General features: G+C 71.9%; 14 protein-coding genes. 8 read left to right on the top strand and 6 right to left on the bottom strand.

Going from position 1 to position 13,825, the window contains the following annotated elements; all coding sequences use genetic code 11:
• The first annotated feature begins 65 nt into the window (after nt 1–65).
• Nucleotides 66–635, top strand: a complete 570-nt coding sequence (locus OG599_RS28625; RefSeq protein WP_327178849.1) for a hypothetical protein — start codon at nt 66–68, stop codon at nt 633–635.
• A 59-nt stretch (nt 636–694) separates the two neighbouring features.
• On the opposite strand, the gene alc is transcribed toward OG599_RS28625, so the two are convergent.
• Nucleotides 695–1,834, bottom strand: a complete 1,140-nt coding sequence (gene alc, locus OG599_RS28620) for an allantoicase (protein ID WP_327178848.1) — start codon at nt 1,832–1,834, stop codon at nt 695–697.
• Nucleotides 1,835–1,836: 2 nt separating this feature from the next.
• On the bottom strand, nt 1,837–3,213 hold the full coding sequence (gene allB / locus OG599_RS28615; protein ID WP_327178847.1) for an allantoinase AllB: 1,377 nt from the start codon (nt 3,211–3,213) through the stop codon (nt 1,837–1,839).
• 371 nt (nt 3,214–3,584) lie between these two features.
• Between allB and OG599_RS28610 the strand changes: the two genes are divergently transcribed.
• Nucleotides 3,585–4,373 carry an IclR family transcriptional regulator gene (locus OG599_RS28610; RefSeq protein ID WP_327178846.1) on the top strand — a complete coding sequence of 263 codons (789 nt, stop codon included), beginning with the start codon at nt 3,585–3,587 and terminating at the stop codon, nt 4,371–4,373.
• A 596-nt stretch (nt 4,374–4,969) separates the two neighbouring features.
• Here the strand turns inward: OG599_RS28610 and OG599_RS28605 are convergent.
• A complete protein-coding gene (locus OG599_RS28605; RefSeq protein ID WP_327180224.1) occupies nt 4,970–5,272 on the bottom strand; it encodes a DUF5955 family protein in 303 nt (100 codons plus the stop codon).
• 212 nt (nt 5,273–5,484) lie between these two features.
• On the opposite strand from OG599_RS28605, the gene OG599_RS28600 reads away from it, so the two are divergent.
• Nucleotides 5,485–6,096, top strand: coding sequence for a nucleotidyltransferase family protein (locus tag OG599_RS28600; RefSeq protein WP_327178845.1), 612 nt, complete (start codon nt 5,485–5,487; stop codon nt 6,094–6,096).
• On the opposite strand, the gene OG599_RS28595 is transcribed toward OG599_RS28600, so the two are convergent.
• Nucleotides 5,988–6,446, bottom strand: a complete 459-nt coding sequence (locus OG599_RS28595) for a hypothetical protein (protein WP_327178844.1) — start codon at nt 6,444–6,446, stop codon at nt 5,988–5,990. The genes OG599_RS28600 and OG599_RS28595 overlap by 109 nt on opposite strands.
• 155 nt (nt 6,447–6,601) lie before the next feature.
• Between OG599_RS28595 and aceB the strand changes: the two genes are divergently transcribed.
• From aceB to OG599_RS28580, 3 genes are all read left to right on the top strand, one after another.
• The gene (aceB, locus tag OG599_RS28590; RefSeq protein WP_327178843.1) at nt 6,602–8,221 is read left to right on the top strand and encodes a malate synthase A; all 1,620 of its coding nucleotides are present in this window, start codon (nt 6,602–6,604) and stop codon (nt 8,219–8,221) included.
• A 154-nt stretch (nt 8,222–8,375) separates the two neighbouring features.
• Nucleotides 8,376–8,981 (top strand): RNA polymerase sigma factor, encoded by a 606-nt coding sequence (locus tag OG599_RS28585; RefSeq protein ID WP_327180223.1) that lies wholly within the window; start codon nt 8,376–8,378, stop codon nt 8,979–8,981.
• Nucleotides 8,978–10,096, top strand: coding sequence for a CU044_5270 family protein (locus tag OG599_RS28580; RefSeq protein ID WP_327178842.1), 1,119 nt, complete (start codon nt 8,978–8,980; stop codon nt 10,094–10,096). The genes OG599_RS28585 and OG599_RS28580 overlap by 4 nt, the downstream gene beginning before the upstream one ends.
• A 43-nt stretch (nt 10,097–10,139) precedes the next feature.
• On the opposite strand, the gene OG599_RS28575 is transcribed toward OG599_RS28580, so the two are convergent.
• Nucleotides 10,140–10,619 carry an ATP-binding protein gene (locus OG599_RS28575; protein WP_327178841.1) on the bottom strand — a complete coding sequence of 160 codons (480 nt, stop codon included), beginning with the start codon at nt 10,617–10,619 and terminating at the stop codon, nt 10,140–10,142.
• 139 nt (nt 10,620–10,758) lie between these two features.
• Here OG599_RS28575 and OG599_RS28570 point away from each other — a divergent pair, with 139 nt between their 5' ends.
• On the top strand, nt 10,759–11,592 hold the full coding sequence (locus OG599_RS28570) for a helix-turn-helix domain-containing protein (protein WP_327178840.1): 834 nt from the start codon (nt 10,759–10,761) through the stop codon (nt 11,590–11,592).
• Entirely contained in the window at nt 11,589–11,798 is a 210-nt protein-coding gene (locus OG599_RS28565; RefSeq protein ID WP_327178839.1) for a DUF397 domain-containing protein, read from the top strand. Before OG599_RS28570 ends, OG599_RS28565 begins: the two co-directional genes overlap by 4 nt.
• A gap of 156 nt (nt 11,799–11,954) precedes the next feature.
• Here OG599_RS28565 and OG599_RS28560 read toward each other — a convergent pair whose 3' ends face one another.
• A complete protein-coding gene (locus OG599_RS28560) occupies nt 11,955–13,691 on the bottom strand; it encodes an FG-GAP repeat domain-containing protein (protein WP_327178838.1) in 1,737 nt (578 codons plus the stop codon).
• Nucleotides 13,692–13,825: the final 134 nt, after the last annotated feature.

The following is a 13,825-nucleotide window of genomic DNA, read 5'->3' as shown; positions in this document are numbered from 1 at the left end:
TGGCTCGTGGCACACTTCCCCGACGCACGGGGCAGATGGGCCCCGTGTCATGAGGGGGGACGTACGTGAGCAGAGTGGGGTGGGCTGCCGCCGGTGCGGTGGCAGTGGTGCTGGGTGTCTCGGGTTGCGGCGGCGACGGAGCCGACCGTAAGGAGGAGGCGGTTCCCGCCAACGTCATGGCCGCGCCGGGGGTGGAGGACGCCGGCCCGGTCACCAGGGCGAAGATGCGCGTGGTGCTCAACAGGATCACCGCCGGCGTAGGCGCCCCGCCGAACGATCCGGACTGGGCCCGAACGGAAGCGGAGCCCCGGCCCGGCTCGCTGCAGGAGTGCTCCGTGAGCTACCGGGCGTTCGAGAAGGCCAAGACCCAGGACACCAAGCGCACGGACGCCCTGGCGGCCGCACTGATCGATCGCGGCTGGGCCAAGTCCCCGACCGAGCAGACGGAGAAGCACAAGGACGGCACGGTCTACATGACTCATTCGGTCTTCAAGAAGCTCGGCTGGAGCCTGGTCATGGAGGAATGGCTGTCCACCGAAAGGCGCACCCTCAAACTGACCGCCTTCGACGACGAATGCGTCAAGGGGGCCACGATCGACCCCTCCATAAGCGCCCTCCTCCCCGCGGCGCAGTGACCGCGCTCGGGACCGCGCCCCCGGACCGCCCACCGTCTCCGTGACGCGCGGCCCCCGCGTCAGCCCCCGAGCTCGTGGTGACGGGCCGCCAGCCGGCTCGCTCCGGTCCCGGTGAGGGAGCCGAAGAGGCGGAGCCGGGAGATCCCGCCGTCCGGGAAGATGTCGACGCGCACCCGGGTGGCGCGGACCGGGGTCTCCAGGACGAAGCGATGGTTGGTGTCGGGCTGGAGGCGGGTCCGGGGCAGGAACTCGGTCCACGCCTCGTCCGCCCCCTCCGCCTCGTCGCACAGGGAGAGCGTGGCCCAGCCGGCCGCGTTGCCCTTGAGGTAGGCGGTGTCGATCTCCACGGCCCGGATCTCCGCCTGCGCGGGCAGCGTGTAGCGGATCCAGTCGTTGCCCCGGTCCCGGCGGCGGCGGGTCTCCCAGCCGTCGTCCATCTGCCGGGAGCGGCCGGGCTGGATGCTGTTGGTGGCCGGGGAGTAGAAGCGGTCCGAGGCGTCCTCGACCCGGCCGCCGTTCTCCAGGGCCAGCAGGTCGAAGGTGCCGAGCGCGGTGAGCCAGGCGGGATCGGGGGCGACCTCGCCGTGGACTCGCAGCCGGGCGATGCCGCCGTCGGGGTGCTGGTTGACGCGGAGGTGGGTGAAGCGCTGTTCGGCGGAGACCGTGAAGCCGTTGGCGGCGTGGCCGGCGATCTCCGTACGGGGTACCAGCGTCGTCCACTTCACGTCCGGCGCCAGCAGTTCCTCGGGCGAGGGCGAGCCCGGCAGCGCGGTGGCCTCCACGGAGACGGCGCGGGGGTAGTTGCCGCGGAAGTGGGCGGTGTCGACGACCAGCCCCCTCACGATGCCGGGGGCGCCGAGCCGTACCAGCGCCCAGTCGTGGTCGTCGTCCTCGGGGTGCGGGCGGTCGGCGCTCGCCCCGCGTCGGCGGCGGGTCTCCCAGCCGTCCATGATCTTGCCCTTGTGCCCGAACCGTTCGGGGTCGAAGACGGCGGGGCCCGGCTTCAGCAGGTTCTCCCGCTCCGCGAAGAACTCGTCGTTGGCGGCGATCACCCCGGCGCCGAGCTGCCGTCCGGCGAGGTCCACGAGGTGGCCGAAGGGGAATCCGGCGGGGCCCGGGGTGCGGTAGTCGGCGTACGGGTCGCCCCCCGTGTAGGGGAGGGCGTCTCCGGTCCAGCGCGGCGGCTCGGACTCCGTCATGGTCAGTGGTTCCTTTCGAGGAGGCGGCCGGAGGGTTCGGTGAACACGCCGTCGTGGACGATCCGTTCGCCGCGCAGCCAGGTCGAGGTGACGACGCCGTGGAGGGTGCGGCCCGCGTAGGCGGTGACCCGGTTGCGGTGGTGGAGCACTGCCGGGTCGACGGTGAAGGTGGCCTCGGGGTCGAGTACGGCGAAGTCGGCGTCGCGGCCGGGTTCGATGGCGCCCTTCCGGTCGAGCCCGGCGAGCAGGGCGGGGCCGGTGGACATCCAGCGCGCCACGTCGTCGAGCGAGTGGCCGCGTCGGCGGGCCTCGGTCCAGATGGCTGGCAGCCCCAGCTGGAGGGAGGAGATGCCGCCCCACGCGGACGCGAAGTCGGGCGTCTTGAGGTCGGTGGTGCACGGCGAGTGGTCGGAGACGATGCAGCTGATGACCCCGTCGGCGAGGCCCTGCCACAGCGCGTCCTGGTTGGCCGCCTCCCGGATGGGCGGGCAGCATTTGAACTCGGTCGCCCCGTCCGGCACTTCCTCGGCGGTGAGGGTGAGGAAGTGCGGGCAGGACTCCACCGTGACGCGTACGCCCTCGCGTTGGGCGGCGGCGATCAGCGGCAGCGCGTCGCCGGACGAGAGGTGCAGGACGTGGACGCGGGCGTCCAGCCGTCTCGCGTGGGCGATCAGCCCCTCGATCGCGGCGTTCTCGGCGGCCCGGGGGCGCGAGGCGAGGAAGTCGGCGTAGGCGGGGCCGCTGCGTTGCGGGGCGGTGTCGAGGTGTCCGGGGTCCTCGGCGTGGACGATGAGCAGCCCGCCGAAGCCCGCGATCTCGGCCAGCGAGCGCCCCAGCCCCTCCTGGTCCAGGTGCGGGAACTCCTCGACGCCGGACGGGGAGAGGAAGCACTTGAACCCGAAGACGCCGGCCTCGTGGAGCGCGCGCAGGTCCTTGGCGTTCGCCGGGATCGCACCGCCCCAGAAGCCGGTGTCCACATGCGCCTTGGGGGCCGCGACCCGCTGCTTGGTCCTCAGGTTCTGGACGGTGGTGGTCGGGGGGAGGGAGTTGAGCGGCATGTCGAGGAGGGTGGTGATGCCTCCGGCCGCCGCCGCCCGGGTGGCGGTCCAGAACCCCTCCCACTCGGTGCGCCCCGGATCGTTGACGTGGACGTGCGTGTCCACGAGCCCGGGGAGGAGGGCCCGGTCGCCGAGGTCCTCCAGCCGGACGCCCGGTGGGACGTGGGTGTCGTACGGGAGGACCGACTCGATCCTCCCGCCGAGGACCGCGACCGCGGCGGGGCGGGTCCCCGTGGGGGTGACGACACGGGTCGAGCGCAGGAGCAGCCCGGTGTGTGTGCGCCCGTCCTCGTCCCCGTCGGCGTTCAGGTCTTTCCGCACGTCCGCACCGAACACCCGTGCTCCTCGCTCCGCTTGCGTCGGGACATCTCAGCGATTTCAACGAACTGTTGAAGGAGTCTTCATGCGGGTTTCCCCTCCGTCAAGACCCCTCCGCCGCCGGGGCGCCCCCCGCCGATCCCGCCGGGAGAGCACGCGAAAACACGCGGAAACTTCCGTGAAACAGAATCGGTCTTCCGGACTTCGGAATGCGCGTGCGAGCGACGGACACTCCGCAAACGCTCCCCGGACCTGTCCGCGGCAGCCGGGAACACCCCTCTGACCGGCAGATACGTCGTGCCACGAGCAGTGCGCGGACCGCGACCGCCCCGGTACGCTGCTACCTTGCCTCCCGCTTCGAAAGGAACGTTGACGTGCCGCCGTCCGACGCCAGCACTTCCGACTCCAAGACCGCCGGTTCCAGCGGTGGGGTGCAGTCCCTGGAGCGCGCCTTCGACCTGCTGGAGCGGATGGCGGACGCCGGGGGCGAGGTGGGCCTGAGCGAACTCTCCACGACCAGCGGACTGCCGCTGCCGACCATCCACCGCCTGATGCGCACCCTGGTGCTCTGCGGTTACGTACGCCAGCAGCCCAACCGCCGCTACGCCCTGGGCCCCCGGCTCATCCGCCTGGGCGAGTCGGCGTCCCGGCTGCTCGGCACCTGGGCGCGGCCCTACCTCCAGCACCTGGTGGAGGAGACCGGCGAGACCGCCAACATGGCGCTGCTCGACGGCGACGAGGTGGTGTACGTCGCGCAGGCGCCCTCGAAGCACTCGATGCGGATGTTCACCGAGGTGGGCCGCCGGGTGCTGCCGCACTCCACGGGCGTCGGCAAGGCGCTGCTGGCGCACGCGTCGCCCGAGGAGGTACGCGCACTGCTGGCGCGCACCGGGATGCCCGCCGCCACCGAGAAGACGATCACCACTCCGGACGGCTTCCTGGAGGCGCTGGAGCAGGTCCGCCACGCCGGGTACGCCATCGACGACAACGAGCAGGAGATCGGGGTGCGGTGTCTGGCCGTCGCCGTGCCCGACTCCCCCACCGCCGCCGCGATCTCCATCTCGGGCCCGGCCGGACGGGTCACGGAGGCGGCGACGGAACGGATCGTCCCGATCCTCCAGCAGACGGCGAAGGACCTCTCCAAGGCGCTGGGCCGTGTCTGACCATGCGCGTCGGATCGGCGGGCGGTGTCCGGCGCGGTGCCTCGCAAGGCGGAGGACCGCCCGCGTACTGGATGTACTCGGACGGTCCGACAACGCCGCGAGGTGCCGTGCCGGGCGCCGACCACCCGGCGGGAATGGTCAGACACGGCCCAGGGCGTGTCTGACCATGCGCGTCGGGTCGGCGGGCGGTGTCCGGTGCGGTGCCTCGCAAGGCGGAGGACCGCCCGCGTACTGGATATGTACGCGGGCGGTCCGACAACGCCGCGAGGTGCCGTGCCGGGCGCCGACCGCCCGGCGGGAATGGTCAGACACGGCCCAGGGCGTGTCTGACCATGCGCGTCGGGTCGGCGGGCGGTGTCCGGTGCGGTGCCTCGCAAGGCGGAGGACCGCCCGCGTACTGGATGTACGCGGGCGGTCCGACAACGCCGCGAGGTGCCGTGCCGGGCGCCGACCGCCCGGCGGGAATGGTCAGACACGGCCTAGCGGCGGGCGGTTGAGCCTCCGCACCACCGACGCGAGGGAGGGGCGGCAGGCATGATGCCCGCCGCCCCTCCCTCGTGCGGTCCCGGGACACCCGCCCCGGGCCGCGAGGCGCGTCATCCGCGCGGCGGCTCCCCGAAGAGATCCACCGCGTTACGTACCGCCCGGAGCCCGGGCGCCAGGGCGCTCACCGATCCGATCGATCCCGCGATCAGCAGCAGGGAACGGCGGAGCCGGGGAATCTCCGGGACCCCGCTGACCGCCATGGCGTCCAGCGCGGCCAGTTCCTCCTCCGCGATCCCCCGGTCGGAGAACTCCGCGGGATGCCCGGCCAGCTCGCGCCGGAGCCGGGACACCGCTGTCCGCAACTCCGTGACCCTGGGGTCCTCGCTGCTCCCGGTCACCCGCTTCTGCCCCACACTTCGCAACAATGCACTCCCCCTCGCACGCCTTCGTGCCGTAGGTCTTTCGCACTCCGGGGCGTGGTCAAGTGCGCCGGAGTGGAGGCAAGTTAACGCCATCGAAGGTGGCCGGCGCCACTCCGTGACCGGAAATCAGGGTTACCCCTGAGGGTGACACGGCTTTCGCGTGTGCGACCCGCCCGACGGCGTGTCGGTGGTATCCAGGACCCATGGCTCCAGTTCCTGAGAACCCCCTGGTCACCGGGGTACTGCTCGCCGCCGGAGGCGGCAGACGCCTCGGCGGGCGGCCCAAGGCCCTCCTGACGTACCGGGGCCGCCCCCTGATCGAACACGCGATTCGATCACTGCGCGACGGCGGCTGCGACCGGATCGTGGTGGTGCTGGGTGCCGCCGCCGAAGAGGTGCGGGCCCGAAGCGGGCTCGCCGGATGCGCGGTGACGGTCAATCCGGAGTGGCGTGGGGGCATGGGCGGTTCGCTGCGCGCGGGTCTCGCCGCACTCGCGGGCACCGGTGCGGACGCGGCACTCGTCCTCCTCGTCGACCAGCCGGGCATCGGCGCCGAGGCGGTGTCCCGGCTCCGCGCGGCCGCCACCTCGCGGGCGAGCCTGGCGGCGGCCTCGTACGACGGTACGCGCGGGCATCCGGTACTCCTCGGCGCCGACCACTGGGCGGGAGTGTCGACGGACGCCACCGGCGACCAGGGAGCGCGCGCCTATCTGCGGGAGCACCGGGAGGCGCTCACGCTGGTCGAGTGCGCGGACGTGGCGGAGGCGTACGACATCGACACGCCGGAGGATCTGGGGCGGCTGCGGGGACCCTGACGGGCCGGACCCCGGCCGGGGCCGGGTCGGACCGGTGCGTCGTCCTCGACGAACACCTTCAGCGCCCCGCCGTGCTCTTCGGCGAAGGCCTGCGCCTCGCCTCCCAGTTCGCTCACCCGCCGCATGGTCCGGTCGAAGAAGTCGCGCGAGGACGGTGCGAGGACGGCCCGTTCGAGGTCCTCGTAGAAGGCGGTGAGCCGGTCGTCCACCACCCGGAGAACGACGGGGAACTCCTTCCGCCCGGTCCGGCCGAGGAGTCCGGCATGGGCACCCGGGGCGTACGTCGCCCAGTGACCGATGAAGGGCGGGACCAGATCGGGCCGAACCTTTCGGGCGTACTCGACCGTCATGCCCGGACGCCGACGCCCCGTCACCGTCGGCGGCTCGCCACACCTACGGCCGTTGAGGTTCCACGATGAGGAAACTACTATCCACAGAACAGAAGCCCGTGGATACGGTCGAGACCTCGCAGGCCCCGCCCGCCCCTCTGAAGGAGTGACCGCTCATGTCCGCACCGGTGCCGTCCCCGCTGGTCGTCGTCGACGCCGAGCCCCTGCCCCGGCAGGAGGAGGTGCTGACCGACGCGGCCCTCGCGTTCGTGGCCGAGCTGCACCGGCGGTTCACGCCCCGCCGCGACGAGCTCCTCGCCCGCCGGGCGGAGCGCCGCGCGGAGATCGCCCGCACCTCCACCCTGGACTTCCTGCCCGGGACGGCCGGCGTCCGCGCCGACGACTCCTGGCGGGTGGCGCCCGCCCCGCCGGCGCTGGAGGACCGCCGGGTGGAGATCACGGGGCCGACCGACCGGAAGATGACGATCAACGCGCTCAACTCCGGCGCCCGGATCTGGCTCGCCGACTTCGAGGATGCCTCGGCCCCCACCTGGGAGAACGTCGTCCTCGGGCAGCTCAACCTGATCGACGCCTACGAGCGCCGCATCGACTTCACCGACCCGAAGTCCCAGAAGACGTACGCCCTGCGGCCCGCCGAGGAGCTGGCGACCGTCGTCACCCGGCCGCGCGGCTGGCACCTGGACGAGCGCCACCTCCAGCTCGACGGAACCCCGGTCCCCGGCGCGCTGGTCGACTTCGGCCTGTACTTCTTCCACAACGCCGAGCGGCTGATCCGACTCGGCAAGGGCCCGTACTTCTACCTCCCGAAGACGGAGTCCCACCTGGAGGCCCGCCTCTGGAACGACGTCTTCGTCTTCGCCCAGGAGTACACCGGCATCCCGCAGGGCACCGTCCGCGCGACCGTCCTCATCGAGACGATCACCGCCGCCTACGAAATGGAGGAGATCCTCTACGAGTTGCGCGACCACGCTTCCGGGCTCAACGCGGGACGCTGGGACTATCTCTTCTCCATCGTCAAGAACTTCCGTGACGGCGGTACGAAGTTCGTCCTGCCGGACCGCAACGCGGTGACGATGACCGCCCCGTTCATGCGCGCGTACACCGAACTCCTCGTCCGCACGTGCCACAAGCGGGGCGCGCACGCCATCGGCGGGATGGCGGCCTTCATCCCCTCGCGCCGGGACGCCGAGGCCAACAAGGTCGCGTTCGAGAAGGTGAAGGCGGACAAGGACCGCGAGGCCGCCGACGGCTTCGACGGCTCCTGGGTCGCCCACCCCGACCTGGTCCCGATCGCCCTCGCCTCCTTCGACGCGGTGCTCGGCGAGAAGCCGAACCAGAAGGACCGGCTCCGCGAGGACGTCTCGGTGGCGGCGGGCGACCTGATCGCCGTCGACAGCCTGGACGCCCGCCCCACGTACGACGGCTGGCGCAACGCCGTCGCGGTCGGCATCCGTTACATCGAGGCGTGGCTGCGGGGTACGGGTGCCGTGGCCATCTTCGGCCTCATGGAGGACGCGGCCACGGCGGAGATCTCCCGCTCGCAGATCTGGCAGTGGATCAACGCGGACGTGGTCTTCGAGAACGGCGAACACGCCACCGCCGACTTGGCCCGCAAGGTCGCCGCCGAGGAACTCGCCGCCGTGCGCGCCGAGATCGGCGAGGAGGCGTTCGCGGCCGGCCGCTGGCAGCAGGCCCACGACCTGCTGCTCCAGGTGGCGCTGGACACCGACTACACGGACTTCCTCACCCTGCCCGCGTACGAGCAGCTGCGCTGAGCCGCGCACCCGCCCCGCCCGGCCGCCCCCGGCACAGCACCACGCCGGGGGCGGCCGCGCGCGTACGCGCAGCGAGTCGGCATGACCCAGGTCACAGGAACCTGGCCCGTGCCGCGGAGAGGTACCAGGTGTGAGGGAACAAGAAGACGACGACCTGCGCCGCCGCGTACGCGCGGGTGAACGCGAGGCGTTCGCCGAGCTGTACGAGGAGTGCGCACCGCGGGTCCACCGGCACGCGCTGCGGCTGACGGGCGACCGGTCGGCCGCCGAGGACATCATGTCGGAGACCTTTCTGACCGCCTGGCGCCGACGGGAGACCGTGACGGAGGAGGGCGGTCCGCTGCTCCCCTGGCTCCTCGGCATCGCCACCCACAAGTGCGAGAACGCCCGGCGCGGAGCCCGCCGCCGCGTCGCCTTCCTCGCCCGTGGGCCGAGGCCCGAGGTGGTACCCGATTTCGCCCCGGAGACGGTGGACCGCCTCGACGACACGCGGCGGCTGCGGGCGGTCCAGGACGCGCTGGGGGGAATGCGCCGCCACGAGCGGGAGGTGCTCTCCCTGTGCGTGTGGTCCGGCCTCGACTACGAGCAGGCGGCGCAGGCCCTCGGGGTGCCGGTCGGGACGGTGCGCTCGCGCCTCTCGCGCGCCCGCACGAGACTGGCCCGGCTCGTCGAGGAGGAACGGGAACCGCGCGGCGCCCGCGGAGAGGTGACAGGTACGGCCGCACTCGCGGCCCTGCCCGTACGGGAGGAGACCCGATGAACCACGACGACACCGGCCTGCCCCAGGACCGCTGCGGTGTCCGGGAGTTGCCGGACGCCGACGCCCGGGAGATCGCCCGGCTGCTTCCGGCCCCGGACGTCGACGCCCTCTCCCCCGAGCGGCACCGCCACCACAAGGAACGGCTCATGAACCTCATCGACAGCGACACGGCCGAACAGGCCGGTAACACCGCGACCGCCCCCGGAACCACCCGGTCCGGCCGGCCGGCCCGTCGCCTCCTCCTCCGCCCCGCCGTGCTCGTACCGCTGTCCGCGCTCACTCTCGCCGGGGTGGTGGTCACCACCCTCGCCGTCGCCCCGGACCCGGACCGGCCGGCCGCCTCACCCGCCGTCGGCGCAACCGGCCGTGGCGGCCCGGCCCTGCTGCACCGCATCTCCGCGGTGGCGCTGCGCACCGGCGTCCCGGCCGTCCGCGACGACCAGTTCCTTTACACCCGTACCACGGTCCGGGGCGCGGACCTGACCAGCGGCAAGGCGGTGGTCGGGCCGCTGGAGGAGCGCGAGGAGTGGGCCGCCCAGGACCCGCGCCCCCTGCGCAAGCTCGGCCTGGTCCGGACCGGTGGGGAGTCGTTCCCCGTCAACGCCGAGCTGGGTGACACGGAGGGCACGGCCGCCGGGCTCAGCCGGCCCACCTACGCCTGGCTCGGCACGCTCCCGACCGACCCCGAGCGGCTGCTGACGTATCTGTACGCGCACACCCCCGACTCCCCGGACCAGGAGCGCGCCCAGGCCGTCTTCGACCGGATCGGCGAGCTGCTGACCGCGGTGATGCCGGCGCCCACCGCCGCCGCCCTGTACGAGGCCGCCGCCCGGCTCCCGGGGGTCGTCGAGGCCCCGCAGGCCGCCGACGCCCTCGGGCGGCACGGGCTCGGCATCGCCCGCGAGGACACCCGTTACGGCACCCGTACCGAGTGGGTCTTCGACCAATCCGACCTCTCCTTCCTCGGTTCGCGCAGCTATCTCACCGAGGACACCTCCTACGGGGAGGCGGGAACCCTCCTGTCCAGCCTCGCGCGGACCGGCTGGGGCGTGGTCGACCGGGCGGGCGAGCTGCCGTCGAAGATGTCGGGAGGGAAACCCACCGAGCAGAGCTGAGCTGAGCTGAGGAGCTGAGCTGAGCTGAGCTGACGGAGTACGGTCAGACCGTGCCCGGCGGGCTCTTCTCCCCGCGCACCTCCGCCCACACCGTCTTGCCGGGCGCACCCGAGCGGGGCAGGACGCCCCAGCGCCCCGCGAGCCTGGAGACGAGGAGGAGCCCCCGCCCCGACTCCTCGTCGCCGGCAGGCTCACGCAAATCGCCGGGTGACGGACACCGCTCGCCACGGGTGTCCGTCACCTCGATCCGCAGGATGCCGCCCGCCTCGGTGAGCCGCACGTGGAAGTCCCGGCCCGGCACCCGCCCGTGCCGCACCGCGTTCGCGGTCAGCTCGGCGGCGATCAGGGACAGGGCGTCGTTCGTGTCCGATGCCCAGGGGTGGCCCCACTCGTGGAGCCGGAGCGACACGAGACGGCGGGAGAGGCGCGCGCCGCGCGGAGTCGCGGTGAAGCGCATGGCGAACTCCCGTACCGGAGTGCGGGTTTCAACCATCTTCCCGGAAGGGGTAATTGCTTCGTTCATGAGGAAAACCCTCGCGTCGTCCGCATACCGTGACCAGGACTGACGCGCTGACGGCTCGGGGCTGTACGCGGCGGTACGCACCCTGTGCACGCGATGGAGCGTGAGGCGGCAGGCGGAAAGCGATCGTGGAGGCAAGGCCGTGCCGGAAGAGCAGCAACCACATGAGGCGCACGAGAGCGGGACGGGCATCCTGGCCGTCTTCGGGCGCCAGTTGAAACTGTTCCGGACCGCGGCCGGTCCGGAACGGGCCCAGCTCGGAACCTTGACCGGGTACTCCGCCTCCACCATCGCCGCGTTCGAGCAGGGACGGCGCGTTCCTCCGCCGAAGTTCATCGACCAGGCGGACGACATCCTGCGGGCTCACGGTGTGCTGAGCACCAGCAAGGAGGAAGTGGCCCGGGCCCAGTACCCGGCCTTCTTCCGGGATGCCGCCCGGATCGAGGCGGAGGCGGTGGAGCTGGCCACGTACGACACTCTTGTGATCAAGGGCCTGCTTCAGACGGAGGAGTACACCCGCGCACTACTGAAGGAGCGGCGTCCGTTGCTCGACGAGGCCACGATCGAGCAGCGGGTGGCCGCAAGGCAGGCGCGCCAGGAGATCTTTCACCGATGGCCCGCGCCGCTCCTCAGCTTCGTCATGGAGGAGTACGTCGTCACCCGGGGGCTGGGAGGCCGCGAGGTGCGGCACGGGCAGTTGGAACACCTGCTGCTGATCGGGCAGAAGCGCAATGTCGAGATCCAGGTGATGCCCGCGGACCGGGAGGACAACGCAGGCGTGGACGGCCCGTTCACCGTCCTCACCCCGCAACACGGCGAGCCGGTCGGCTATCTCGAAGTGCAGGGTCGGAGCACACTGGTGACGGAGCGCAGGGAGGTCCGCGCCCTGTCGGCCCGCTATGGGATCATCCGAGCCCAGGCCCTCACCCCGCGTGAGTCCCTGGCCTTTATCGAGAAACAGCTGGGAGAGGTATGAACGTCCACGTCACCAGGGGCGGTTCCGACACAGGGCTGCACTGGTTCAAGAGCAGCCACAGCGGCGCCGAAGGCGGAGACTGCCTGGAGGTGGCGGCCTCTCCCGGCACCGTCCATGTACGCGACTCCAAGCAGCACACCGGGTCTACCCTCACCCTGGCCCCGGACGCCTGGGCCACGTTCGTCGCGGAAGCCGCGCGCGACTGACCCGCGCGTACACCCGCGTACACCCGCGTACACGCGCCCCCGCACCCCCGCACCCCCGCACCCGGCGGGAAAACGCCGTCCGCCCGGCTCCCCGCTGGTGTGCGGGGGCCGGGCGGACGGGTTGCGGTGCTCAGGGCGCCGCGGGTGGGTCAGCGATCAGACCAGGTCGGGGTACTGGTTCCAGCCCCCGGTGCCGATCTGGACGCGGGCCTTGAACGGGGTCTTGGCGACTCCGGTGCCCGCGTAGAAGAACAGCTGGCCCTTGGAGTTGGACGCCAGGAGGTCGGCGATGCCGTCCCCGTTGATGTCCCCGGGGGCGGCGAGGTTGGAGTACTGGCTCCAGCCGCTGCCGCCGACCTGGATACGGGTGCCGAGCGGCGTGGACGACTTGCCCGTGCCGGGGTAGAGGAACAGCCCGGCGGAGCTGCGGGCGATGACGTCCGCACGGCCGTCGCGGTTGAGGTCACCGGCGCCGACCAGCTTGTTGTACTGGCTCCAGCCGCTGCCGCCGACCTGGACCCGGCCCTTCATGGAGAGGCCGTCGCCGTTGCCCGCGTAGAAGTACAGCGCGGTGGAGCTGCGGGCGATCAGGTCGCTCTTGCCGTCACCGTTCAGGTCGCCGGGGCCGACGACCAGGTTGTACGACTTCGAACCGGCCGCGAGGTCGGTGTCGTTCTCCGCGTACGTGGCCGTGTTGTACAGGTGGCCGTCGTACGTGCTGTGCGCGATCAGGTCGGAGCTTCCGTCCGACCGGAGCGAGACACTGTGGGTGAGACGGATCTCGGAGCGGGTCCAGCCCGATCCGATCAGGTACTTCGCCGAGAGCTTCCCGAATCCGGTGCCCTCGTAGTAGTACAGGGTGCCGTTGCTGGTGCGGGCGAAGACCCCGGACTTGCCGTAGGCCGCGTTGTTGCCGGCCCCGGCCAGCTGCGAGACCGTGTTCCAGCCCGGACCGGACAGCACGCGGGCCTGGAAGAATCCGGTGCCCTTGCCGTCGTAGAAGTACAGCTTGCCGTCGTAGCCGCGGGCCGCGAGGTCCGCGGTTCCGTTGCCGTTGTAGTCGGTGCCGCCGGTGATCTGGTTGTACTGCGCCCAGCCGGTGCCCCCGATCTGGAACTGGGTCTTGAACGGGTATCCGGTGACCTTGCCGTTTCCGGGATACACGTAGACCCCGGCGGCGTTACGGGCCACCAGGTCGGCGATGCCGTCACCGGTGAGGTCGTCCGCGCCGACCAGCTGGTCGAACTGGCTCCAGCCGGTGCCGCCGATCTGGATGCCCTTGCCGAAGTTCTTGCCCGTGCCCGGGAAGAGGAACAGTCCGGCGGTGCTGCGGGCGAGCAGGTCGGGCGCGCCGTCACCGTTCAGGTCACCGGGGACGACGAGCTTGTTGTACGCCTGCCAGCCGCTGCTGAGCGTGGTGTACGAGCTGAGGCCACCGTCCACGGCCGCGTTGGCTCCGCTGTAGAGCCGCAGCGATCCGGTGGGCGTCACCACCAGCAGGTCGGCCTTGCCGTCGCCGGTCATGTCGCCGGGCAGCAGCAGGTCCTTGACCTGGGCGGTCTCGCCGGAGAGGACATCGGCGTAACCGTTGCCCCAGTCCGTGTAGACGTCGCCCCAGCCCTCGCGGTAGGCGAGGTCTCCGGCGCCGTCACCGTCGAAGTCGGCGCGCTGGGCGGCCGAGGCGTCGACGGCGGAACGGGCCATCAGGTTGCGCGGCTGGGGAGCCACGGCCTTCTCGCGGCCCGGAATGGTGAAGGTGGGCTTCGTGAAGGCGCTCTGCGGCGCGGTCACCGTGCCCGGGGTCGCGGCGTCGTTCCCGGCCGCGTGCGCGGTGATCGTCATCGAACCGCTGACCAGCAGACCGGCGCAGACGATCGCTGCCGATGTGGCCATCCTCCGGGTCCGCCGGGACCCGGGTATTGCGGGGTTGGGCATTCTGCCTCCTGTGGAAAAAGACGACTCCACGGGGAGCGGCGCACATGCCGGTGCCGAGCCGCACGTGTGCGGTGTCGGATGAATGGCGTCCG

This window comes from Streptomyces sp. NBC_01335 (assembly GCF_035953295.1).
Classification (GTDB): Bacteria; Actinomycetota; Actinomycetes; order Streptomycetales; family Streptomycetaceae; genus Streptomyces.
This window is presented reverse-complemented; position numbering and strand designations above follow the sequence as displayed.